This is a genomic window from Candidatus Hydrogenedentota bacterium, from assembly GCA_016791475.1.
GTDB lineage: Bacteria > Hydrogenedentota > Hydrogenedentia > Hydrogenedentales > JAEUWI01 > JAEUWI01.
Map to the genome: position 1 here is coordinate 13,639 of JAEUWI010000012.1, position 23,933 is coordinate 37,571.

At 61.0% G+C, this 23,933-nt stretch carries 16 protein-coding genes; 13 read left to right on the forward strand and 3 right to left on the reverse strand.

Going from position 1 to position 23,933, the window contains the following annotated elements:
• Positions 1-17: 17 nt before the first annotated feature.
• A complete protein-coding gene (locus JNK74_08325) occupies positions 18-2,039 on the reverse strand; it encodes a response regulator (protein ID MBL7646179.1) in 2,022 nt (673 codons plus the stop codon).
• Between the two features lie 179 nt (positions 2,040-2,218).
• On the opposite strand from JNK74_08325, the gene JNK74_08330 reads away from it, so the two are divergent.
• Positions 2,219-3,037 (forward strand): aldolase, encoded by an 819-nt coding sequence (locus JNK74_08330; protein MBL7646180.1) that lies wholly within the window; start codon positions 2,219-2,221, stop codon positions 3,035-3,037.
• On the opposite strand, the gene JNK74_08335 is transcribed toward JNK74_08330, so the two are convergent.
• Positions 3,038-3,445, reverse strand: coding sequence for a VOC family protein (locus JNK74_08335; protein MBL7646181.1), 408 nt, complete (start codon positions 3,443-3,445; stop codon positions 3,038-3,040).
• A 133-nt stretch (positions 3,446-3,578) separates the two neighbouring features.
• Here JNK74_08335 and JNK74_08340 point away from each other — a divergent pair, with 133 nt between their 5' ends.
• The 10 genes from JNK74_08340 to JNK74_08385 all read left to right on the forward strand — a co-directional run bounded on the left by JNK74_08340 (position 3,579) and on the right by JNK74_08385 (position 16,359).
• Positions 3,579-6,314: a glucosidase gene (locus tag JNK74_08340; protein ID MBL7646182.1), complete on the forward strand. Its 2,736-nt coding sequence runs from the start codon at positions 3,579-3,581 to the stop codon at positions 6,312-6,314.
• Between the two features lies 1 nt (position 6,315).
• The gene (locus JNK74_08345; protein MBL7646183.1) at positions 6,316-7,587 is read left to right on the forward strand and encodes an alkaline ceramidase; all 1,272 of its coding nucleotides are present in this window, start codon (positions 6,316-6,318) and stop codon (positions 7,585-7,587) included.
• Positions 7,588-7,605: 18 nt separating this feature from the next.
• Complete coding sequence (locus JNK74_08350; protein MBL7646184.1) at positions 7,606-8,613, forward strand: MBL fold metallo-hydrolase; 1,008 nt, start codon at positions 7,606-7,608, stop codon at positions 8,611-8,613.
• A 77-nt stretch (positions 8,614-8,690) separates the two neighbouring features.
• Positions 8,691-9,998, forward strand: coding sequence for a hypothetical protein (locus JNK74_08355; GenBank protein ID MBL7646185.1), 1,308 nt, complete (start codon positions 8,691-8,693; stop codon positions 9,996-9,998).
• A gap of 147 nt (positions 9,999-10,145) precedes the next feature.
• The gene (locus JNK74_08360) at positions 10,146-10,919 is read left to right on the forward strand and encodes a carbohydrate-binding family 9-like protein (GenBank protein MBL7646186.1); all 774 of its coding nucleotides are present in this window, start codon (positions 10,146-10,148) and stop codon (positions 10,917-10,919) included.
• A 182-nt stretch (positions 10,920-11,101) separates the two neighbouring features.
• Positions 11,102-12,331, forward strand: a complete 1,230-nt coding sequence (locus JNK74_08365) for a hypothetical protein (protein MBL7646187.1) — start codon at positions 11,102-11,104, stop codon at positions 12,329-12,331.
• A gap of 125 nt (positions 12,332-12,456) precedes the next feature.
• Complete coding sequence (locus JNK74_08370) at positions 12,457-13,230, forward strand: aldolase (protein MBL7646188.1); 774 nt, start codon at positions 12,457-12,459, stop codon at positions 13,228-13,230.
• A 249-nt stretch (positions 13,231-13,479) separates the two neighbouring features.
• The gene (locus JNK74_08375; GenBank protein ID MBL7646189.1) at positions 13,480-14,772 is read left to right on the forward strand and encodes a PKD domain-containing protein; all 1,293 of its coding nucleotides are present in this window, start codon (positions 13,480-13,482) and stop codon (positions 14,770-14,772) included.
• Positions 14,773-14,897: 125 nt separating this feature from the next.
• Complete coding sequence (locus tag JNK74_08380; GenBank protein ID MBL7646190.1) at positions 14,898-15,611, forward strand: MBL fold metallo-hydrolase; 714 nt, start codon at positions 14,898-14,900, stop codon at positions 15,609-15,611.
• A 64-nt stretch (positions 15,612-15,675) separates the two neighbouring features.
• Positions 15,676-16,359 carry an RraA family protein gene (locus JNK74_08385; protein ID MBL7646191.1) on the forward strand — a complete coding sequence of 228 codons (684 nt, stop codon included), beginning with the start codon at positions 15,676-15,678 and terminating at the stop codon, positions 16,357-16,359.
• Here JNK74_08385 and JNK74_08390 read toward each other — a convergent pair.
• Positions 16,356-17,837 carry a sulfatase gene (locus JNK74_08390; GenBank protein MBL7646192.1) on the reverse strand — a complete coding sequence of 494 codons (1,482 nt, stop codon included), beginning with the start codon at positions 17,835-17,837 and terminating at the stop codon, positions 16,356-16,358. The two genes, JNK74_08385 and JNK74_08390, sit on opposite strands and share 4 nt — an antisense overlap.
• Before the next feature lie 147 nt (positions 17,838-17,984).
• Here JNK74_08390 and JNK74_08395 point away from each other — a divergent pair, with 147 nt between their 5' ends.
• Both JNK74_08395 and JNK74_08400 read left to right on the forward strand, forming a co-directional pair.
• Entirely contained in the window at positions 17,985-19,664 is a 1,680-nt protein-coding gene (locus JNK74_08395) for a ribulokinase (GenBank protein ID MBL7646193.1), read from the forward strand.
• A gap of 43 nt (positions 19,665-19,707) precedes the next feature.
• Positions 19,708-23,841, forward strand: coding sequence for a DEAD/DEAH box helicase (locus JNK74_08400; GenBank protein ID MBL7646194.1), 4,134 nt, complete (start codon positions 19,708-19,710; stop codon positions 23,839-23,841).
• Positions 23,842-23,933 lie beyond the last annotated feature (92 nt).

A 23,933-nucleotide genomic window follows, 5' to 3' on the forward strand; every position in this document is an offset into this window, starting at 1 on the left:
CTTGTTCGCCGTCGAACTTACCCGGCGGTGACTTCCCGCAGGATATCGAGGAGTTGCTTGAGTCGGTATGGTTTGCGGATGTAGGCGGCCACTTCCTTGAAAATGGCGGGCGAGGAGCTTTCGCTTTCGCTGTAGCCACTGCTGAGGATGATGGGAATGGTCGGGTTGATCTCCCGCATGCGTATGCAGGCCGTTTCGCCATTCATTCGGGGCATGGTCAGGTCGAGGAGGACGGCGCAGAGGGACGGGTGGTGGGTCTCAAACAGCTCCACGCCATCCTGGCCGTCCACGGCGGTAATGACGTCGTATCCGCTGTGCTCCAGAATCCGGCGGGCCGCGTTGCGCACGAGTTCCTCGTCGTCCACAACGAGGACGCGCATACCCGGGGCGACACCCTCGGGGCGCTCCGGCTCCGCCTTTGAAATTTCGACCGGCGCCTCGGGTTGTGGCGCGGGTTTGAAATAGAGCCGGAAGGTGGCTCCTTCGCCGAGGGTGCTCTTGAGGGAGACGAGACCCTGGTGGGCATATACGATGCCGAGCACCGCGGCGAGGCCGAGTCCGGACGCGTGGTGCTTGGTCGTGTAGAAGGGGTCGAAAATTCGCGTGATGGCGTCCTCATGGAGGCCGGACCCGGTGTCGGCGACTTCGAGATACACGTGAGGCCCAGGTTCGGGCGCGTGCTGGTGAAGCAGCCTCGAAAAGTCGGTTTCCGTGAGCAACTCGGTCCCTGTGGCGATGGTGACGGTGCCCGGCGCGCCGACGAGCGCGTCCGACGCGTTTGCAACGAGGCTCAAGAGCACCTGGCGGAGGTGAGCCGGGTCGGCACTGATGGCGGGTATGCCGGGATTTCCGCGGAGGACCAGGGTCGCTTTGGGCGCCAGGGTCATGCGGAGGAGCTGCTGGGTGCCCGCCACGAGTTCGTCCAGATTGACGATTTGCTCTTCCCTCGGGGCTTTTCCCGCGTAGGCGAGGAGCTGGTGGCAAAGGTCGGCGGCTCGCTGGGCGCTTTCCAGGATTTCGAGGCAGGTCTGCTGGTGATTGCTGTCGGCGCCGATGCAGCGTGAGAGGTGATCGGCATTGGCCATGACGCCGACGAGGAGATTGTTGAAGTCGTGAGCCACACCGCCGGCAAGAATCTCGAGGCTTTCCATTTTCTGTCGGCGCTGGATCTGTTGCTCGCGGCGGCGGCGTTCCGAAACGTTTTCGAGGACGGCAACGAGAATGGCGGCGTGTCGGTGCTCGGTGGGGACTGGCGTGGCGACGATATTGAACTGTATAACGGACTCGTCGCGGCACAAGAGCCGCGCCTCGAAGGCGAGTCGCGCGGCGTCGGAGGCCTGCAATTTCTCCAGCGCGATCCGGAAGTCGGTCCTGTCGTCATCGTGGACGAGGCTTTCGAGGCCGGTATCATGAAGCTGGCGGACAGAGTAGCCGAGTTCGGCGGCCAGGGCCTGATTGCACTCGATGAGGCGCCCCTGGGCGGACATGACGAGGATGCTCACGGGGACATTTTCGAAGACGGCCCGGAAGCGCCCTTCGCTCTCTCTGAGCACGGCTTCGGCGCGATTGCGGTCGTCAATTTCCTTGAGGAGCTGTCGGTGTTGGAGGTTGAGGGTCTCTCGGGTGGTGTCGAGCTCGAAGACCATCCAGAAGAATCCAAAGACCCAGGCGGCGATCCCGGCAAGGTCGGTCATGCTCATGATGAAATCGCGAAATGTGCCCTGTGCGCCGAGGAGTGGGTGGGTATTGAGTGCGGGAATTTCCGCAACGATGCGCAGGATGATGGAAGCGACGAGTGCGCCGCCGGCGAGGAGCATCCAGCCGCGGACGGCCCTGCTGCCGCGGGTTCCGGCGACGAGAGTGGCGATGGCGGCACAGGCCATGAGCACGGCGGTGATGGAGAGTGCTTCGGCCAGCAGCGAAGGGTCGGCGGCGAGTCCGAGAAGGAATCGGGAGGTCAACTCAAGGGAGAATGCGACGGCGAGGGTTGTCAGCAGCCTCCGGCGCAGTGCGGGTGTAAGCGGGGCCTCTTGGGCCATTTCCAGGGAAGGTACTCCAGAATTCGACAACTTCGCTCTCCATCCGCTATGGTACTGGCGACACCCCGGCTGCGGCTTGCGGCCATTTGATTGTCCTAGTCGATGCAGACAAACGAAACCGTATTGGGGTTTTCCTGTTTGTAAATAGTAGCATAGCGCGGAGAAAGAATTAAAAGATCATGGATGGAGTTGCGCTGAAATCGGCCCTGCGCGCGGGCCGCCGGGTCTATGGGACCTGTGTGTTGTCGCCGTCGCCCCTCTGGCCCGCGATGCTTGCGGGTACGGGGCTGGACTTTGTGTTTATCGACACGGAGCACATTCCGCTGGATCGCGCGCAGGTTTCCTGGATGTGCCAGGCCTACGCCGCGAAGGGGCTTCCCCCCATCGTCCGCATACCGGCGCCGGATCCCTACGAAGCCTGCAAAGTGCTTGACGGCGGGGCCGTGGGCGTGGTGGCGCCGTACCTGGAGAGAATCAGCGATATTCAGGCCCTGCGCGGCGCGGTGAAATATCGTCCCCTGAAGGGTGAACGCCTGGAGAGGGTGTTGTGTGGGGCGGAGGCACTGGACGAAACGCTGGAGAATTACCTGGGCGGTTACGCTTCGGATAAGTTGATGGTGGTGAACATCGAAAGCACGCCGGCCATCGAGCGGCTGGATGAAATTCTGGATGTTCCCGGTATTGACGCGCTGCTCATCGGCCCCCACGATCTTTCGATCAGCCTTGGGATCCCGGAGCAGTACCAGCATCCGACCTTTACGAAGGCGATCACGACGATTATCGACAAGGGCCGCTCCCGGGGCGTGGGGGTGGGCTTTCACTACTCCTTCGGCATCGAAGACGCCGTGGCCTGGGCTCGTGCGGGGGCCAATCTCATTGTCCACAGTTCCGATTATTTTCTGGTTCGGGACGCGCTCCGCCACGACCTGAGGTACCTTCACGAGTCCCTCGGCGACTCGCGCGAGGGCGCGCGGGGCGATGACATGGTGGTCGTCTGATTATTCGCCGTCCTGGAAGCCCCATAACTTGCCTACCGTGAGTTCGAGCAGATTGCCCGAGGGGTCGCGGAAGTATACGGAGGGCGCACCGTTTGGCCAGGTCCATTCCTTTTCGATGGGGATGTTCAGATCGGCGAGGCGGGCGCGCCATTGGTCCAAGTCGTCTTCGGCCACGCGAAAGGCGAGGTGTCCCCGCCCGACGGCTCCATGGGGCGGCAAATCGGCGTCGGGACTATCGGTGCCGCGCGGGTCAAAGAGCAGCAGCATTCCGTGCCTCAACTTGAAGAAGATGTGGCGATTTTCCCCCGCGGCGAAGGCCGGCGCATTGAGCAGGCTTTCGTAGAACTTCTCCGCCGCCGCCAGGTCGGTGACATACAGCGCCGATTCGAAGATGTAATCCAGCTTCATGGGGGTGTTCCTTTCCGTCATGGTCCTGTGAGTTTGCTCGCTGCTCCGGGGAGAATGATACCATAGGGGCAGGCAGCACGTTGCGCCAGGTGTCGGGCCGGTGCGGTGCATTACGGAAAGCAGGTCAGCGGGAATGCAAAACGGCCAGACGGAAGAACATGTACGTTTGCGGGAAGATGCCCGCCGGGAGCGCAACTGGAAGCGGTGGGGACCCTACCTCGCCGATCGCCAGTGGGGTACGGTGCGCGAAGATTACTCGGCCGACGGTGAAGTGTGGTCGAACTTTGTGCACGAGCATGCGCGGAGTCGGGCCTATCGGTGGGGGGAGGACGGCCTGTTGGGCATCTGTGATCGCCAGTGCCGGCTGTGTTTTTCCATCGCGCTGTGGAATGGTCGGGACCGCATTTTGAAGGAACGGCTTTTCGGTCTTTCCAACGGCGAGGGGAATCACGGGGAGGATGTGAAGGAGTGTTACTATTTTCTCGACTCGACTCCGTCGCACTCGTACATGCGGGCGTTATACAAATACCCCCACAACCCCTTTCCCTACGAGCAGCTTGTTCGGGAAAACGCGGCGCGCAGCCGGGTGCAGCCGGAGTACGAACTGACGGATACGGGGATTTTCGAGGGTAACAACTATTTCGATGTATATGTGGAGTACGCGAAGGCGGACGACAACGACATCCTGATCCGAATCACGGCGGAGAATCGGAGTACGCGCGCGGCCACGCTGCATGTGCTTCCCACGGTCTGGTTTCGCAATACGTGGGGCTGGGGCGCTTTTCACGAGAGCGGGCGTCAGAAGCCCTGGCTGTGGCTTCACGACGCGTCGGCAATCGGAATCGAGCACGAGACCCTGGGGAAGTATTTTCTCGAAGTCGATCCGCGTGATGGCCTTCCGCAGGTGATCTTCACGGAGAATGATACAAACCGGGTGCTTCACCTGGGCGGGGTGGACGATGGCGGCCACTACAAGGACGCCTTTCACGAATATGTGGTGCGGGGCAAGAAGGGGGCCGTCAACAGGGAGGAGGAGGGCACCAAAGCGGCCGCCTGGCTCCAGCGTACGATCCCGGCGCAGGGGAGCTGGGAAATCCGATTGCGCCTGCACGAGGATGTTCAGCGCCCGGAGGCGCTTTTTGGGGAGCATTTCGAGTCGATCATCGCGGCGCGCCGGCGGGAGTCGGAAACGTTTCACGCGGCGATAACGCCTGTCGATGCGACGGAAGAGATGGTGCGGATATTGAAGCAGGCCCGCGCGGGATTGTTGTGGTCGAAGCAGTTCTATCATTATGTGGTGAGCACGTGGCTCAAAGGCGATTCCAAGTTTGCCAAGCCGCCGGAGGCGCGCAAGAGCGGCCGCAACCACGACTGGAAGCATTTTCATGCACGGGACATACTCTCGATGCCGGACAAGTGGGAGTATCCCTGGTTTGCGGCATGGGATACGGCCTTTCATATGATACCCTTTGCGGAGCTGGATCCGGATTTTGCGAAGTCGCAATTGGAGCTGTTGCTTCGCGAGTGGTATCTCCATCCGAATGGGCAGATTTCGGCCTACGAGTTCAATTTCAGCGATGTGAACCCGCCGGTGCACGCCTGGGCCTGCTGGCGCGTTTTCAAGATGACCGGTCCGCGGGGCAAGCGGGACCGGGCTTTTCTGGAGCGGGTGTTTCACAAGCTGTTGATGAACTTCACCTGGTGGGTCAACCGCAAGGATCCCCATGGCAACAATCTGTTTGCCGGGGGCTTCCTTGGCCTGGACAACATCGGGGTATTCGACCGATCCAAACCGCTGCCGATGGGCGGCGAGCTGGAGCAGGCGGACGGCACGGCGTGGATGGCTTTTTACTGCACCACCATGCTGGCGATTTCACTCGAACTGGCGCAGAAGAATCCAGCTTACGAGGACATCGCCTCGAAGTTTTTCGAGCATTTTGTGCATATTGCGGACGCCATGAACCACCTTGGCGAATACGGTTTGTGGCATGAGGAAGATGGATTTTACTACGACCAGATTTATGCGCAGGGCAAGGCGACCCCGATCCGGGTGCGCTCGCTTGTGGGCCTTATTCCGCTGTTGACGGTGGAGGTGCTGAAGGAGGAGGTGCTGGAGAAGCTTCCCGGATTCCGCAAGCGTCTGGACTGGTTTCTGGCCCACCGCCGGGATCTTCGGCGCACGACGACCTATCTCGAACGGCGCACGAAGCCGGACGGGTCGCGGTGGGAGCTGTTGGCCATTCCCACGCGGGCACGGCTCGAACGGGTGCTGGCCTATCTGCTGGATGAAGAGGAGTTTCTGTCTCCCTATGGGATTCGTTCGCTTTCGAAGGTTCACGAGCGGCAGCCCTTCACCTACAAGGACGCCGCGACGGGCAACATGTGGAGCGTTTCCTATGTGCCGGGCGAGTCGGACACGGGCATGTTTGGCGGTAACTCCAACTGGCGGGGGCCCATCTGGTTTCCGCTGAATTACCTGATTATCGAAGCGCTGGAGCGCTACCACTATTTCTACGGCGACACGCTGCTGGTGGAGTGCCCCACGGGCTCCGGGAACAAAATGAACTTAAAGCAGGCGGCACAGGAGATCGCGCGTCGCCTGTCTGGACTGTTTACACTCGACGAGTCGGGCGCGCGTCCTGTGCATGGGGAAGATGGGCGCTACGCGAGCGATCCGCATTGGCGCGATCTGGTATTGTTCTACGAGTATTTTCATGGCGAAACGGGCAAAGGGCTTGGTGCGAGCCATCAGACGGGCTGGACCGCGCTGATTACGCGCCTCTTAACTCGTTCCGGCGTGGACCAGGCGATTCCCGCGCAAGGAGAGCGGGCTGGGGGAATGTCGAAACAATCTGAGAGGAATCCATAGCATGAGACACATCCTGGGGCATGCATTGCCCACCGTGGCCATTCTCGCGGGTGCATTGGGCGCTACGGCCGAAAGTTACGCATTGTACGCGGGCGTGGCCTCCGCGACGGTGTCGCCAGAACCCGGCTCCTATATCGCCGGTGATGCGCGCAATCGCAAGTTTGTTGGCACCCATGACGACCTGTTTGTAAAGGCCGCCGTCATCAGCGATGGGAAGCAGGATATCGCCATCGTCGTGGTGGACTGCATCGGATTGGTACGTCGGGAAATTCAGTACATTCGTCAGCGGGGGGCCGACCTGGCCGGGCGAAGTTCGCTGCCGCCGGAGCACATTATCGTGGCGTCGACCCACACCCACTGCGGACCGGATGTGGTGGGTATCTGGGGGCCCGACGAGGCCACCAGCGGCAAAGATCCCGCGTATATGGAACGACTGGTCCAAACGGCGGCGGAACAAGTCGCCGGAGCATGTGCCGGGCTTCAGCCGGCCAGCGCCCGCTATGGCGCGTTGCGTAGTCCGCTGGACTGGGTGGAGAATATCTGTGAGCCTGGTCTGCTGGATCCGACCATCTCGGTGCTCCAGTTCTTGGATGGGCGCGGCGCATCGATTCTGACACTCACCAATTTTGCGTGTCACCCCACCGTCATGGATGGGGTCACGGATCAGGTGTCCTCGGACTATGTGGCGGGGTTTCGTCGTGTGATGGGAGAGGCGATGGGGGGAGAGCATCTGTTTCTTCAGGGCGCCATCGGCGGCTGGGTACAGCCCAACAAGTCCGGACGCAGCTTCGCGCTGGCCGACCACTATGGCGCGTCGGTGGCGGGATGTGCGCTGAAGGTTCTGGAAGGCGCGACGGAGCTTGAACACGGGGAAATAGCATTTGCCCGAAAAGTGATTGAGCTTCCGCTGGAGAATGAGGGCTTTCTTGCGCTTGCCGCGGCGGGGGTGATCGATTTGCCGGCCACGGGGAAAGTCGAGACTGAAGTTGCCTGGTTCCGCGTGGGGCCGGTTCAATTTGCGACGCATCCGGGAGAAACCTCTCCGGCCTACTCCCTTCAGACCCGCGCGCTCATGGGTACGGGGACCAGTTTTGTCCTCGGTCTCACGCTGGACGCCCTCGGCTACATTTTGAAGCCCGATTACTTCACAGAACCCGGCTATCCGTACGCTGACTACCTCACCGGAATGTCCGTTGGCCCCCAGACCGGGCCCGCCATGATGGAGGCACTTCGGACGATAATACCGGGCAGCAAACAGGAAGGTGTCCAGTAGTCCCTGGATAATCAATCAATGCGTTCTGAAGTCATTTCGAAGTATAGGACCTCGAGCGGTATCGAGGTGTACCGTTTCCCCGTCTGGGCTTTTGAGAACCACGTGACCAACTGTTATCTGGTGCTTGATACAGCGCTGACGCTGATCGACTGCTCTTCGGGGATCGGCGAGGCGAATCCCGAGCTGGAGCGTTGCTTCGAGCGTGCGCGGCAGGAATACGGCCTGCACGCGACGTTGTCGGATGTGGAGCGCCTGATCATCACCCATGGCCACATTGATCATTTCGGCGGCGCGAACTACGTGTTGGAGCGTTCCGGTGCGCAGGTGGCGATTCACGCGCTCGACGTGTCTACGATTCGGAATTTCGAGGAGCGCCGCGTCGTGGCCGCCAAAGATCTGCAGGTGTATCTTGAACGATCCGGGATGACCCCCGCGCGGGTGGAATCGATGCTGGAGATGAATCGCTGGTCGAAAGGGCTGTTCAACCCGGTCGGCGTGGACACGGTGCTGGAGGAAGGACCTGTGCCCGATAGTTCCTTTCATGCCTGGCATACGCCCGGCCACTGCCCGGGGCAGGTCTGCCTGATGCTGGACGATGTGCTCTTTACGGCGGACCATGTGTTGGAGCGCATTACGCCGCACCAGTCTCCCGAGTTTATCACGCGTAACATGGGCCTGGGTCACTATTTTGACGCGTTGAAGAAGATCCGGCACCTCGACGGAATCCGGCTGGGTCTGGGCGGGCATCTGGGGGACATTGGCGATGTGGGGCAGCGTATCGACGAGACACTCGCCTTTCACGAGCAGCGCCTGGAGAAGACGCTGGCGATTTGTCGTCAACCGAGGAATCTGGAGGAGGTGTCTCGTGAGTTATTCGGACCGCGGAAGTCTTATCACGTGCTTCTGGCAATCCTGGAGACGGGCGCCCATGTGGAGTATCTCTACGAGCGGGGGCTGTTGCAGGTGGAGAATCATGAGACGATAGAAAACGCGGCCAATCCGGTCTTGCAGTACAAGGCGGTGTGATGGTCGCCGAGGAGTGTCGCGACGAGGCTGGTCGCCGGAAAAAGACGCGAAGCCCCTGGGCGAGGAAACGCCGCAGGTTGATTGTGATCTTGCTTGTCGTGGCGGCCGTCCTGCTTCCGGCCCTGATCTGGCGGATCGGTGTGAGTCGGGAAGCCCGAATGTTGCTGGCAGCGCGGGAAGCCGCCGGGCAACCCCTCACGATGGCGCAGCTCAATGAGCGTTTTCCAGTTCCGGCCGAAGGCGAGAATGGGGCAGAACTCTACAGGGAGGCCCTGAAAACCTATCGGGATTTGCCCCCGGACAAAGTGGATTCCCTTCTGTGGATGGGAAAAAGCAGGCCCGTTCCGGGTGAAGCCCTGGATCCGGTGGTTCGGGAATCGACGCTGGAATGGCTTGGTGTAAACGCGGTCACGCTGGAAAAGGTAAAGGCTGCCGCCGGACGCAAGCAGAGTCGCTACGTCACGCCCTACCAGCCCGCTGGCTACAACGACCTCTCCGTATTGGATCGACTTGAGGTGCTCGCCGATCTGACCTGCGCGGCCGCGGTGCTTTTCGCGGATAGCGACGATGGCGGGGCCACTTCCGAGGCGCTGGCGCATGCGCTGGCCCTTGCGCGTTCACCGGAGCAGGATGGCCTGTACAGCACATTGGCCCGACAGTGGGCTTTCGAAGAGCAATTTCTGGAGGCGCTTCAGTATTGCCTGAGCCGAACCGAAGTCGCAGAATCCGTTCTTCAGTCGGTCGAGACGCACTTCGAGGCGGGACGCCGTCTTGATCAAGTCCGCCATATGGTGGTTGTGGAGCAGTGCCTGTTTCTCGGGCGCGTTCGGGAAGGGCGGCGCAGGGGAATGCCGCGCAATATCCTGATTGCCACGGGCGTGGGTGACTTGAACATTGGCGCGCACACACGATTGATGGGCGAAATTCTGGATTGGACCAACGCGCCGGTTGCCGATCGCCCGACCATCGAGCGGCGTTTTGATGCGGAGATGAAGAATCTATCGAAACGCGCCATGCTGTTCCTGACCGTAAATGTGTCCAGGCCTCCCGGTTATTGGAGTTACTACCGGAAATCGTTGGACCAGGCCGCATTGGCCCGGTCGGCGATGGCGGTGCGCCGCTATTACCTGACCCAGGGCCGCTACCCGGAGTCCCTGGAAGCGTTGGAGCCGGCGTTGCCCGGGGCGGAGCGCCTGCTTCCTTCAACGGGGCGGAGCATCACGTACACGGTTGATGGGGGGGCGGCGGAACTGAGCAACGGTGTCGCGGATGTCGGCATGCCCGCGCCTGCGTCACCGGGCCCGGGGGAGAGAAAAGCGCCGACGGTTTCAAACCCGGATTCGTTGCGGTTCGTGCTGCTTGCGCCTCCCGCCGACGCGCCCTGAAAACTGAACGGTGCAGCCGGACTCCGGACGCCAGTTGCGCCGGGCGGGAGGACGGCGTACTATGTCGCCCAAAGCGCTCAACATGACCGGCCCAGGGCTGGGTTCCGTGGCGGGCGCGCCAACCGAGTAAACGGGAGGAAGTCTGGTTTGAGATACCTGATCGCCATTGCCTGTGCGACCCTTGTATTCGCGGCCGGAAAAGTCGCGTCGGAGGGGGCCGTCGCCGAGGGAGATACGTCGAAAATGCCATCGTACACGCTTGAACGAGCAAGCGAGAAGCCGAAGCTGGACGGAGACTGGGAAGGGGCGGCGTGGAAGAACGTGCCCGCGCTGGACGTCGTCCATTTTTATCGGACCGACCTTTCGGATCATCGCCCGAAAACCCAGGCGAAGGCGGTGTTTGATGATTTGGGTATCTACGTCCACTTTCGCGTGGAAGATCGCTACGTTCGGTCGGTTGAGACGAAATACCACGGCAAGGTTTGGGAAGACGCCTGCGTGGAGTTTTTTGTCCAACCCCGGCCGGAGCGGGGCTACTTCAATTTTGAGATCAATTGCGGGGGAACCATGCTGCTGTCCTATCAGGAAAATCCGGACTGGAAGGGGGATTCCCTCCGCCGCGCGGGCAGCGTGCCCTGGCGGCTGGCGAAGGACGTGACCATATTCCACAGCATGCCGGAGAAGGTGGAGCCCGAGCAGGCGGAGGCGGTGGTGTGGCATGTGGAGTATTTCATTCCATTTGACGTTTTTGAGGCCTATTTGGGCGAACTGGGACCGCCGTCCGGGCAGACGTGGCGGGCCAACTTCTACAAGTGCGCGGAGAACAATTCCCATCCCCATTGGGCGTCCTGGTCGCCCATTCAGGGTGAATTGAGCTTTCACAAGCCCGAGTTTTTTGCGCCCATCACCTTTGCAAAGTAGTCGCGGTCGGCAACGGGCCGATTGATCGGGCGCGTCGCGGCGCGTCATAGATCAGTCAGGCGCGGACGCGGTTTCCGAATTTTCTGGACGGTTGCGCTGGAATGTGGTAGCGTAAGCGCGAATCTCCTCGCAGTTGGGGGAGGGGTATTCAAAATGCGGTACCGCTGGTTATCGAGGGAACCATGCACAAGAAAAAGTCAACGCCCTGGGCGCGTCGCCGCCGCCGCCTGTATATCGCCTGCTTTGTTGTGATCCTGCTTCTTTCACCCGCCGTCATCTGGCGCTTGCGCGTGAAATCCGAGATGCTCGACGAACTCGCGGCGATCAAGGCGCTGGGGGTTCCCATGACGGCGGAAGAGCACGAGACCTGGGAGGCCCAGTTTCCTCGTCCGGGTGTGAACGAATCGTATGGGCTCGCGGCCAGCGCCATGGTGCAGTTACCCATTGATGTGCTCGAGAAATTTCCGTCATTCAGGCCGCGTCACGACGGCGATGAGATTTTTGCCGTGCCCTACAGCCCCGAGACGTCGGCCGCCATGCGTACGTTGGTGGAATTGAACGGTGAAGCCTTGAGGTTGCTCCGTGAAGGGCGATCCAAGGCCAAGCCTGGCCTGGCGAGCGGCCTGGAGCGGTATCGTACGACCGAAGATTTCGTGGAACTCTGCTGCGCCCAGGCGTGCGTCGCCGCGGAGTCGGGCGACGGCGCGCTCGCGGCGGATGCTATTCTGGATGGACTGGCTTTTCTCGCGGCCCATTACACCCGCCCGTGGTCGTCGACACCTTATTCGCGCGGGGGGGAAGCGGGCTGGCTGATGCGCGCGCTGGCCAGCGCGGCGGCTCGAGTTAGCTTGCCCGATGAAAAGCTGGCCGAGATGCAGGGCTGGTTAGAAGCGCCGAACTGGGAGCAGGATTTGCGCCTGTCCACCATCGACTACTGCGCGATCACCTTGCAGCAATACGAAGAGCACCAGGAGCTTGACCCTCCCGCGCGAATCGCATTTACGGTTTTCGGTGTAATGGACCGACAAATGACCTATGTTTTCCGGGAGCAGCGGCTGTATCTGGAGTCGATTGGCAAGCCTGTTTCGGAGCAGAAGGCGATGTTTGATGTCTTTAGGGCCGAGGGCGGCTGGCGCAGTTTTCGTTTTTCCGGCCCTCCGATGGAGTCGCGCGTTGCGATGGCGGGGATCGAGCTGATCCGCAATTATCAGAAGACGGGCGCGCTTCCCGAGTCCCTCGATGTGCTGGCGCGGGAGGGCCTCGACCTGGAAGATTTCTACTCGGAGACGCAACTGGGCTATAAGCGTGACGGGGCCACGGTGCGGATCTACAGTGTGGGCCAGGACCTGGGAGACAACGGCGGTGACGGTCGGTCGGATGTACTTTTTCAGGCGGTGCTGCCGGCACGGTAAAACGACAACTTCGCGGCTGTAGCTTGAATAGCGGAGGCCGGGTTCGCTAGGCTCTTGCCCTGCCTGCTGGTCCGTGGGGCAGCCCGCCCCTCCGCCCAGCGTTCCAGTTCCCCAGGAGTTACCTCATGTCCAGCCTCGGCAAGCGTACCCGCTTGAATCGCATTTTCAGCCATCCCTCGGGCCGCATTCTCAGTGTTGCCGTGGATCACCTCATCAACTATCCCATTGGATTGCCGCAGGGCTTGCGCACCATGGGCAAGACCCTGGAGCAGGTGGTTGCCGGTCGCCCGCACGCGATCACCATGAACAAGGGCATCGCCATGCGGTTCATGGAGCCCCACGCGGGCAAGGTCCCGCTGATTATTCAGTCGATGGCCTTGCGCCCGGAGTGGCGTGAATTTGCCTTTTCCGCCCATGTGGAGGAGGTGGTGGCGCTTGGCGCGGATGCGATTGCCGTGGCCATGTTTCTCAAGGGGCCGAGCGAAATTCAGTTTATTAATCACCTGGCACGGGTGGTGCGTGAGTCGGAACAGTATGGTTTGCCGGTCATTCCGCACATTTACACCCTGAGCAGCGGGGATGAAAAGTCTTCTACAACGCACGACCCGGAGGATATTTTCTATGCGGTCCGGATGGGACTGGAGCAGGGGGCGGATGTGGTGAAGGTGCCCTATACGGGCGACGAGGCGTCGTTTGCCGACATTGTGTCGGTAACGCCGGTGCCCGTGGTGGCGGCGGGCGGACCCAAATGCACGACCCTGGAGGAGGCGGTGGCCATGATGAAGTCCGTGGCGCGGACGGGTGCGGCGGGGGCGACGGTTGGGCGAAATGTCTGGGAATTCCCCGATATTCCGGGGGCCATTCACGCCCTGACGGAGGCGATGGTCAATCCGAGCTAGGCGCGATTGCGATTCCCTTGTGGAACCGATGGAAGGCGATTTTGGTCGGTATTTGCGTTGTACGAACGGGCGGGGACTTTCGGGGTCGGAAATCGGCACCCGCTTCGGGTACAATTGTAGTGCCGGATTCGCGCTCCCGACGCGTTTGGCCGGTCGGCAGGGGCGTGCGCCCAAGCGTTCAGAATGAATTCAACGTCAAGGAGAACGTGGATGCAGGTCAGAAGCGCAATATGGGCGTTCCTTCTTCTGATGTCGGTATCATCCTTCGCGGAGAAGGGGGCGCCTTCGCCGTGCGTTACAGTTGGTCACGAGGTTGAGGCGGGCTGCGCGACTGACGGCAGCACGGTGGACCTGATTGTCACCCTGGACAGCGCGTGCGCGCCGGCGGTACAGGCGCTTGGTCTGCGCGAGGTTCTTCCAGTGGATTGGACCTTTCAGGGCGTCTCGGGGACGAATATCCCGGCCGATTATCCAGAACCGGGCGCCACCGGGACGCTGGAGTTTGTCTGGATCGATGTTCCGGAGTTCCCCTTCTCCTTTGTCATTCAAGTAGGCATTCCCGAAGGCGTATCGGGCACGCTGAACATCGCGGGTACGGTTGAATATCGTCAGACGGCGGGGGCGCTCTTCAGTGAGACCACGGGTGTCGATGTTTGCGTTGATGGCGGTGCGGAGGGTGAAGGTGAAGGTGAAGGTGAAGGTGAAGGTGAAGGTGAAGGTGAAGGTGAAGGTGAAGGTGAAGGTGAAGGTGAAGGCGAAGGCGAAGGTGAAGGCGAAGGCGAAGGCGAAGGCGAAGGCGAAGGTGAAGGCGAAGGCGAAGGCGAAGGCGAAGGCGAAGGCGAAGGTGAGGGTGAGGGTGAAGGTGAGGGTGAGGGGCCTCTAACGGCTTCCTTCAGCGCGACCCCCGTGACGGGCGTGGCCCCGCTGGATGTACAGTTTACGGACGAGTCCTTCGGCGGAAGCGCCGCCCTTCAGTCCTGGCTTTGGAATTTTGGAGACGGGACCTTCGGCAATACCCCCAATCCTCTGCATACATTCACCATTCCGGGGACCTATACGGTGACCTTGAGCGTGATCAATCAGGACAGTCAGGGCGACGTAGAGACCAAGCGCGCGTTTATCGTCGTGACCTCCGCTGGCGAAGGTGAAGGTGAAGGTGAAGGTGAAGGTGAAGGAGAAGGAGAAGGAGAAGGAGAAGGTGAAGGAGAAGGAGAAGGTGAAGGAGAAGGTGAAGGTGAAGGTGAAGGTGAAGGTGAAGGTGAAGGAGAAGGAGAAGGAGAAGGAGAAGGAGAAGGAGAAGGTGAAGGAGAAGGTGAAGGTGAAGGAGAAGGTGAGGGCGAAGGTGAGGGTGAGGGCGAAGGTGAGGGTGAGGGTGAGGGTGAAGGCGAAGGTGAAGGCGAGGGCGAGGGTGAGGGTTGCAACATCCAGTTGGGCAAGCGACTGACTTCGGCCGGCGAGTTCCTGGCTGATTTTCTCGTGCTGGGGATATCATTGCTGGTGCTGACGGGATTCAGCCGGATTGGTCCGGGCGGGGAGTCATGAAGAAGGGTTCGAGCCGAAACAGGGAACCGGGATAATCCCCGTGGTTGGTGGCATCGTCCCCCGTGTTTCCGTACTTCGGATGCGAGTTTCAACTATCGATATAGTCGGGTTTGGAGTTTAGTTTAGTGCAGATATTACGAGGTTTGTATCAGGTCGGCGGGGATATGAACGGAATCACCTTCGATGGGCAGGATGCCGCTTATCGTGACGGTAATACTTACATCCTCCAGGGTGAGGGTGGGCTGATCCTGTTTGATTCCGGGTGCGGCGACACCATGGACCAGATCTTTGAGAATATGGCTTACTGGGGTCTTTCGCCGGACGACATCAAGTACTGCATTCTGACCCATCCGCATTTTGATCACGCGGCGGGGGCGCATCTGCTTAAGAAGCGCGGTGTGAGGCTGATTGCCCACACCAACACGGCGGAGGCGGTGGCTTTGGGCGATGAGCGTTGCTGCGGATATCTGTACCATAAGACTTTCACGCCATGCGAAGTGGACCAGACGGTTGAAGACGGAGAGCAAATCGAGCTTCTGGGCATCACGATCGATGTGATGCATCTTCCCGGCCACAGCATGGGCTGCACGGCCTTCCTTTTCAACCACGAGAACCGTCGGCTCTGCGTGAGCGGGGACGTCATCGGAACCCTGCTTGCGGGTCACTTCGGATGGAGCGGTTCCTTCGATTTCAACAAGGAGGTCTATTTGAAATCGTTGATACGCTTCGCCAAAGTGGACACGGATATGATGCTTCCCGGACATGGGATAATTTATTGTTACAAGCCGCGCCGCCGCGTGGAAGAGGCGATGAACATTGCGCTGATGGAATGGCGCTGACGCGATTCAAGCGCTGAACGCGCCCGATGGGGCCGGGCCGAACAGATTCACGGAGACTACGACGATGGCCGACGATCTCGATCCGATTTTGCAGGAGAAGCTGCTGTCGGTGGACAGCCCCACGATATCCAACGCGATCGAGCGCTTCAAATTGCGTTCCCGGCGCGAGGGCTACATGGGCCCGGGGATTCGGTGCCGCTTTCCGGATCTGGGGCGCGTTGTAGGCTTTGCCACGACCTGCACGATCGTGGAGTTCGATGAGGCCTTTCCCCCCGATCCGGTGGAACGATTCCGCTGGTTGGAAAGTATCGCCCAGTCCCCCAAGCCGGCGATTTGCGTGGTGGCGGACCACTGCCACCGCAAGGGTTGGTCCTCCCACTGGGGCGAGATTGTGGGTACGCAGGTTCAGACTCTGGGCGCATCGGTGATTATCACAGATGGGGCGGTGCGCGATTTGGAAGCCCTTCACGCCATGAGGATGAAGGTGTGGAGCGAGCACGTGGTGGTTTCCCATGGCTACATCGATGTGGGCCAGGCGAATATACCGGTACAGGTGGGCGGGCTGTGGGTTCATCCGGGCGATTTGCTTCACGCGGACTGTAATGGCGTGGTGTCGATCCCGAAGGAAATATTGGCGGATCTTCCGAGTATGATCGATGAAGTGCTGTCGAATGAGGCGGAGACGCTTGAGCATCTTCGCTGTCACGGCTACGATCTCGAAGCCCATCGCCGCCGGATCGAGCACTAAAGATAACCCAGGGCCTTTAGCGCGTCGTCGTCGCTGTTGCCCTTTCCGAACCAGCCCGGCGCGGCGTGGGCGCTGGCCAATTGCTTCAGATAGTGCCGTTCGGTGTGGAAGAATTCGACGGCGCTCCGCGTGGCGGCGTCGGGAATTTTCTCCACTTCTTCCAGCGCCACCCACCGCCTGTTGGGAGGCCCCCCGGCGCGGGAGACCGCGCAGTGCAGGGAACCTTCCCGGCTTTCCACGCGGATATCGCCCGCCGTGAGGCGAAAACGCCACAGATTCGGGTCGGGAAGGTTCAGGTCGAGGCTTGTCAGTGCGGGGCGTCCGGGCTTGCGTGGAAATTCGCCCGATCGATCCAATATTGCGTTGCCGTAGGTGTTTGTATCCAAGACGCCCGCCAGCGCGAGAAGCGTCGGGTGGATGTCGTATTGACTTACGGTGTGGGGGTAACGGGTCCCCTTGCGCATTCCGGGAAGCTGTAGAATCAGGGGGACGTGTATCTGGGCGTCGTGCAGCCCGGAACCGTGATAGAAGAGCCCATCCTCTCCGAAGGCCTCGCCGTGGTCGCTGGTGACGGTCACGACACACCGGTCTCGTAGACCCTGTTCGTCGAGTGCCGCGAGCACGCGTCCGAACTGTCCGTCCATGCCCCGAATTTCCGCCGTGTACAGGGCTTCCAGATACCGCAGGCTCTCTCGGGAAAAGCGCGTCAAGACCTCCGGCCCGGGGCGCTGATCGGTTTTGAAGAGCCCGTCCCAGGTCTGGCGGTGATAGCTCTGGAGTCGATCGAATTCTGCCTTTGGCAGCCGGGCGAGGTGCTCTTCGATGGTGTGGCCGTGGAGCTGTCTGAAGATTTCGGGGTCCGGGCTATAGGGTTCATGGGGGTCAATCAGGTGAATGTAGGCGTAGAAGGGCTCGCGCGCTTCGGTGCGCAGCCATTCCAGGAAGGCTGTGGTCTGCTCTTCGTAGCCGGCGTTGAGCTGATAGTAATAGTGGTTGAAGCCGGCGTCGATGCCGTGTTCCCGAGTCGCATTGGGGTTGGCCTGGAAGTGGGCGGTGTCGTAGCCTTTCGCACGCAGGAGCGCCGCTGTGGTCGGAATGGACGGGGGCAGCACCTGGTGTTTCTTTCCCGCCGCGTGCCCGGCGACGGACCATTCGGGCACCACGGTGCGGTGAATCAGCGGGGGGACGCCGGTGAGCAGGGAAAGGGTGGCGGGCAGCGTCCAGGTTGCCGCCGCGTAGCACGCGTCAAAAATTGCGGCGCGTTGCGCGAAGGCCGAAATGTTGGGGGCGGTGTCGAGCGGGCAACCGTAGCATGGGAGCCGGTCGGCCCGGAGGGAGTCCGCGAGCCACACGATAATATTGGGATGCTCGGGCAGCGGGCGGACTAAATTGCTCTGCTCCGGTTTGCGGCAGCCGGCGGCGAGAACAGTGGACGCGGCGACGACGAATTCGCGTCTGCTGAGGGTGCGGTGGATCATGAGGCGGTACGGACTCCTGCGCTGCAGTGTAGCGGGTGCGCTACGTTCCCGCAAGATTCTGAAGCGCCGTTTGGCTCGTAGGCGCCGTGGGCAATATGCTAAAGTACGTCCCTCTGGGGAATGTGAAAAACGGAAGAGAGGAATGCCATGAAAGCCTTTACCATCGGTGTGGACTACGGTACCAACTCGGTACGTGCGGTAGTGATTGATTGTGCGAACGGAAACGTAGCAGGTTCGTCGGTATTCAACTATCCCTCCGGGCATCAGGGAATCCTGCTGGACCCCAATGACCACAACCTGGCGCGCCAGAATCCCGCGGATTACGTGCAGGGTCTGGAGGCTACGGTGACGGGCGCGCTCGCGGCCGCAAAGGGCTACGATGGATTCAATTTGGAGCGGGTAATTGGTATCGGTGTGGACACGACCGGCTCGACGCCTATCCCGGTGGATGGCCAGTGCCAGCCGCTGGCTTTCAGCCCTGAGTTCAAAGACAATCTGAATGCAAAAGCCTGGCTGTGGAAGGACCACACCTCCATTGAGGAGGCTATGAAAATAACGGAGTTGGGCTTCAAGCACCGGCCCAACTACCTGGCCAAATGCGGGGAGACCTATTCCTCCGAGTGGTTCTGGTCGAAGGTTTGGCATTGCCTGAACGTGGACCCGGCGGTTTTCGCGTCGGCCCAAAGCTGGCTGGAATGCGCCGACTATGTGCCGGCCGTGCTTGCGGGGATCACAGATCCGGCGAAGGTGGTGCGTGGCGTGTGCGCGGCGGGTCACAAGTGTCTCTACTGCGACGAGTGGGGCGGGCTTCCCGACAAAGAATTTCTCGCCATGCTTGATCCGAAGCTGGCCGAACTGCGCGACCGTCTTTTTGACCGGGCGTACGACGCCGCGACGCCCGCCGGCAGGTTGTGTGAAGACTGGGCCGCGAAATTGGGCCTTCCCGAGGGAATACCGATTGCGGTCGGTGCTATAGACGCGCATCTGGGCGCCGTGGGCGCGGGGGTACAGCCGGGCGTGCTGGTAAAGATCATGGGCACATCGACCTGCGATTGCACGGTGCTGCCCAATACAAAAACGCTCCGGGACATTCCAGGCATCTGCGGCATCGTGGACGGCTCGATTCTGCCGGGGCACTATGGCCTCGAAGCGGGCCAGTCGGCGGTGGGCGATATTTTCAAATGGTTCGTGGAGGTGATCTGCAAGGGCGATGGCGCGCTGCACGGGGCACTGACCGATGAAGCGGCTAAACAGAAGCCGGGGCAGTCGGGTCTGCTTGCGCTGGACTGGAACAATGGCAATCGCTGCCTGCTGGTTGACCCGCGGCTTACGGGCCTTGTCCTGGGGCAGACGCTCTACACGAGCCAGGCCGAGATCTACCGCGCGTTGATCGAGGCGACGGCTTTCGGCGCACGGGCCATCATCGAGCGCTATAAGGAATACGGCGTGCCGGTGGACCGGATCATCTGCTGCGGCGGTATCGCGGAGAAGAACGCGATGCTGATGCAGATCTATGCCGACATTACGGGCTGCACGATGCAGGTGTCTTCTTCCGACCAGACCTGCGCGCTGGGTTCCGCGCTGAGCGCCGCCGTGATCGCGGGCGAGGCGCAGGGGGGCTACGCGACCTTTGCCGAGGCCCAGGCGAAAATGACGGGCGTGAAGGAAGTGCAGTATACGCCCATCGCGTCGAACAGCGCCGTATACGACGAGTTGTATGCGCTGTACATGCAGGTGCACGACGCGTTCGGCGGTGTAAACAAGGCCGCCGATCTCTCGGGCGTGATGAAGTCGCTCATCGCGATCAAAGAGCGCTATCGGGGTTAGTCGGCAACCCAGGGTTTTCACAGAAGAAAGTTGAGTATCACACGTGTCTGGTTTTGTACCCGATGAGAAACGAATGCGGGCGCTCGAAAAGCTCTCCGCTTTCGAACTTGAAGTGATGGAAGTGTTGTGCCTCTGCTACCGGGCCGTATCGGACAGCGACCTCTTGAGTCTCCTTAAGGCCCGCCTCGTGAATGGGGAGAACGGAAAGCTCGTGACGGCGGCTGGTCTTCTCCAGACGCTGGAGCGTTTGAAGTCTCGCACGCTGGTGGTGATGAAGGGCAAGCACTGGATGAGCGCCCGGGATATCACGGAGGTGGTGACCCGCCGTATGGTGCTGACGGACCGATTCGCGGCGGCGCTGCCAAGTGTGCGCAACGAGGTGGCCCCGTCCGCGCGGTGGGGCTATTCTTCCACCTATGTTTCGGACGACGAGCTCGCCGGCCTGATTCGCATAGCGTTGTATGACCGCGATTTCAAGCGTCTGGACAACCTGCTCAACGTGTACTTTGAACGTCCCGTCCACAATCGCACAAGCCTGACGCCGATCTCCCGGATCATCAACAGTCCCTTCGACGCGGAATGGTTCTCAAGCTATCCGACGGAGAAGCAGGCCCTATGGCTGAACTGGCTGATTCAGGACCTGAGCAATGCCTGCGAACGCAGCGAATCCGCGCTCAAGTACGCCGAGGTTCTTGCGTCATCCCTGCCGCGGGACGAACGAATCGATTTGGAGTATGTGGTTTGCGACAGCCTCTTCCTCCAGGGACGTCTGAGCGAGGTGCAGGCGCGTTCCGCCAACAATGGACTTCCGGGAGAACTCTTGATCGCGCGGTGCGAGCTTGCGACCGGCGAGATCGCGTCGGCGATCTCGCGTTACGAATCCACGCTTCAGGCGGTCAAGCAAGGTTCGCGCAAGCGCAAGCCCACTTTCGGGACCAATGACTGGGTCTACTTCATTATCGCGCTGATTGCAGGAGGAGAAGAGCACTGGCCCCGCGCGGCGGAACTGGCCGACTGGGGCGCGCGGGACAAGAATGCGATGTATCAGGAAGTCTGTGCGGGCTTACTGAAACTTATCCGAATCCAGAGCGGCCAAATTGCGGGCGGCCCTTCCGCCATGTGGTACAGCGCCCGATGGTCGTTTGAGCAGAGTTCGGCGATGAAAGTCGTGTCGCTGCTCGTGGATTATTGGAGCGGGCTCGGGGAGTCCATGCAGAAAGACCATGCGGCCATCGCAAAGCTGAGCAGCGCCGCGGGAAGTCAGGGCTGTTTCTGGATCGAGCACGAGCTGGCGGAACTCCTCCAGCGAATGGGCGTCAAGGTAAGACGCCTGGGCAAGCTCGACACCGTCCCGCTGGTTGAGCATTTCCGGTCGTCCGAGCCGTGGGAGCGCACCTTGAAAGCGCTGGCCAACATTTCGCGGGGCGACGTCGCGGCGAAGGTGGAGGATTCAACACGGCTGGTCTGGATGCTTCATTTTCAGGGGGGACACTGTATGGTGGAGCCTCTGGAACAGAAGCGATCACCGAAGGGGACGTGGAGCAAAGGGCGGGTTGCGTCGCTCCAGCGTCTTCGGGAGAACGGCCAGAGTCTGGAGTATCTTACGGCCCATGACCGGCTCGTGTGCGCCCATATCAAGACCGAATTGGATGGGGGCTACTGGAACCGGCACCGGACCTCCTACTTTCTCGGTTATGGCGCCCTGCCGGCACTGGCGGGGCACCCGAATGTGTTTCTTTCGGATACGGGGGCGAATGTGGAGGTGGCGACCGCATCGCCCTCCCTGGAGGTGAGCTCTACGAAGCAGGGCTTCGTGCTCAAGGTGACGCCGGTGGTTCCCGAAGGCACCCTCGTCCACGTGGAGCGCGAAGGGGACTTGCGCGTCGTTGTGTATGAGTTTACTCCGGAACTGGCCCGGGTCGCGGAAATGCTGGGGAAAGGGTTGGCGGTCCCGGCCCGCGCAAAGGATCGGGTGCTTCAGGCGGTCCGCAGCGTGGCCTCGGTCTTAACGGTCCACTCCGATCTCGGCGTGGGAGATGAGTCCATTCCGCGGGTCGAGGCGGACGTGACGCCGGTGCTGCAATTGCTTCCGGCGGGCGATGGCCTGCTGGTGCAGTTGCGTGTGCGACCCCTGCCAGGCGGTCCGGCCTTTGCCCCGGCTGTTGGGGGCGATGTGGTGATCGCCGACGTCAACGGTACGAAGCTTCAGACCGCGCGCGATATGAAGCAGGAGAGCGCCCGCGCCGATGCGCTGGTCGCTTCGTGCAAATCCCTTGTCTCTTCGGATTTCGGGATCTGTGAGTGGCGCCTGGAGACGCCGGAAGAGGCGCTTGAATTCCTTTCCGAACTGGAGGCGGTCGTAACGGAGGTACGGGTCGAGTGGCCGAAGGGCCAGAAGTTCGCCCTTCAAGGAACGGTCGGGGCGGGTCAGTTTCGTGCGAAAATAAATGCGGGACACAATTGGTTTGAGCTTTCCGGGGAGATCAAGGTCAACGACGAACTCGTGCTCGACATGCAGCGTGTGCTGGAGCTCACGGCGGGCACCCGATCGCGCTTCGTGCCATTGGGCGACGGGCAGTTTCTCGCGCTGACGCAGGCTTTCAAGCGAAAGCTGGACGAACTTCGGGGCGTGGGCGAGGCATCGGACGGCGGGCTGCGCATGCACGCGCTCGCAGCACCGTTGATGGACGGATTTATCGAGCAGGCGGCGGCCCTCAAGGCAAACAAGCATTGGAAAGAACAGATCACGCGGATGCGTGAGGCGCGGGACCTTGAACCAGAGATTCCGTCCACGCTCCGCGCGATCCTGCGCGAATACCAGGTTGCCGGCTTTCAATGGCTGGCCCGTCTGGCGGAGTGGGGCGTGGGCGCCTGTCTGGCCGACGACATGGGCCTGGGAAAGACGGTGCAGTTGCTGGCGGTGATGCTGCGGCGCGCGCCCGGCGGCCCCCAGTTGGTGATCGCGCCGACGTCGGTGTGTGCAAACTGGGAGGAAGAGGCCTCCCGCTTCGCGCCAACATTGCGTGTGCATCGGCTGGGTTTAAACAATCGCGCGGACACCGTGGAGACATTGGGCGCGCACGACTTGTTGATTTGCAGCTACGGCCTGCTCCAGACGGAAACCGCGCTGTTGAAGAGGATATCCTGGGAGACCATCGTGCTGGATGAAGCCCAGGCAATCAAGAATGCGACCACGAAGCGGTCCAAAGCGGCGATGGACCTGGAGGGACGTTTCAAGGTTGCGGCCACGGGGACCCCCATCGAGAACCATCTGGGTGAGCTCTGGAACCTTTTTCGCTTCATCAATCCGGGCTTTCTTGGAACGCAGGAGCAGTTCAACGGCCGCTTTGCGCTGCCCATCGAAAAATACGAGAACCGGGACGCGGGCCGGTACTTGAAACAGCTTATTCAACCCTTCATTCTGCGCAGGCGCAAAGAGGAAGTGCTGAGCGAGCTGCCGGCGCGGACCGACATTGTGCTCCATGTGGAACTGGGCGACGAGGAGCGCGCCTTCTACGAAGCCCTGCGCCGTAACGCGCTGAAGGAACTCAGCGCGCTTGAGGGCGGCGCCAGCAAACACCACGTGCGGATACTGGCCGAGATCATGCGCCTGCGCCGCGCGTGCTGCAACGCGCGCCTGGTGGACGGGGACAGCAATCTGCCCAGCGCGAAGCTGGAGGTTTTTGAGGCGTTGCTGGAGGAACTGCTGGAGAGCGGGCATAAGGCGCTGGTGTTCAGCCAGTTTGTGGGGCACCTGGATATTCTGCGCGAACTGCTGGACCGGAAGGGCGTGCGCTATCAGTATCTCGACGGGAGCACGCCGGCCCCGGCGCGCAAGAAGGCCGTGGACGCCTTCCAGGGGGGCGAGGGCGAGGTGTTTCTTATCAGCCTGAAAGCGGGCGGACTCGGCCTGAACCTGACGGCTGCGGACTATGTTATTCACATGGACCCCTGGTGGAATCCGGCGGTGGAGGACCAGGCCTCGGATCGCGCCCACCGAATTGGTCAGCAGCGGCCCGTGACCGTGTATCGGCTGGTGACCAAGAGCACGATCGAGGATCAGATCACGGACTTGCACCATCGCAAGCGCGATCTGGCGAACAGTCTGCTGGAGGGGACGGACATGGCCGGGAAGATCTCGTCCGAGGAACTGCTGGAATTGTTGCGGATGGGGTGAGGGGGGCGGGTGGCGGTACAACTCATTACGAACTTGGTATGTCTATTTTGCATGTCTTCTACAAAGATTCGTGGTAGACTGAAGACGTACAA

Coding starts and splice junctions, on each gene's coding strand:
- JNK74_08325 (MBL7646179.1), bottom strand. CDS start 2,039: ATGGCCCAAGAGGCCCCGCTTACACCCGCACTGCGCCGGAGGCTGCTG.
- JNK74_08330 (MBL7646180.1), top strand. CDS start 2,219: ATGGATGGAGTTGCGCTGAAATCGGCCCTGCGCGCGGGCCGCCGGGTC.
- JNK74_08335 (MBL7646181.1), bottom strand. CDS start 3,445: ATGAAGCTGGATTACATCTTCGAATCGGCGCTGTATGTCACCGACCTG.
- JNK74_08340 (MBL7646182.1), top strand. CDS start 3,579: ATGCAAAACGGCCAGACGGAAGAACATGTACGTTTGCGGGAAGATGCC.
- JNK74_08345 (MBL7646183.1), top strand. CDS start 6,316: ATGAGACACATCCTGGGGCATGCATTGCCCACCGTGGCCATTCTCGCG.
- JNK74_08350 (MBL7646184.1), top strand. CDS start 7,606: ATGCGTTCTGAAGTCATTTCGAAGTATAGGACCTCGAGCGGTATCGAG.
- JNK74_08365 (MBL7646187.1), top strand. CDS start 11,102: ATGCACAAGAAAAAGTCAACGCCCTGGGCGCGTCGCCGCCGCCGCCTG.
- JNK74_08370 (MBL7646188.1), top strand. CDS start 12,457: ATGTCCAGCCTCGGCAAGCGTACCCGCTTGAATCGCATTTTCAGCCAT.
- JNK74_08375 (MBL7646189.1), top strand. CDS start 13,480: ATGTCGGTATCATCCTTCGCGGAGAAGGGGGCGCCTTCGCCGTGCGTT.
- JNK74_08385 (MBL7646191.1), top strand. CDS start 15,676: ATGGCCGACGATCTCGATCCGATTTTGCAGGAGAAGCTGCTGTCGGTG.
- JNK74_08390 (MBL7646192.1), bottom strand. CDS start 17,837: ATGATCCACCGCACCCTCAGCAGACGCGAATTCGTCGTCGCCGCGTCC.
- JNK74_08395 (MBL7646193.1), top strand. CDS start 17,985: ATGAAAGCCTTTACCATCGGTGTGGACTACGGTACCAACTCGGTACGT.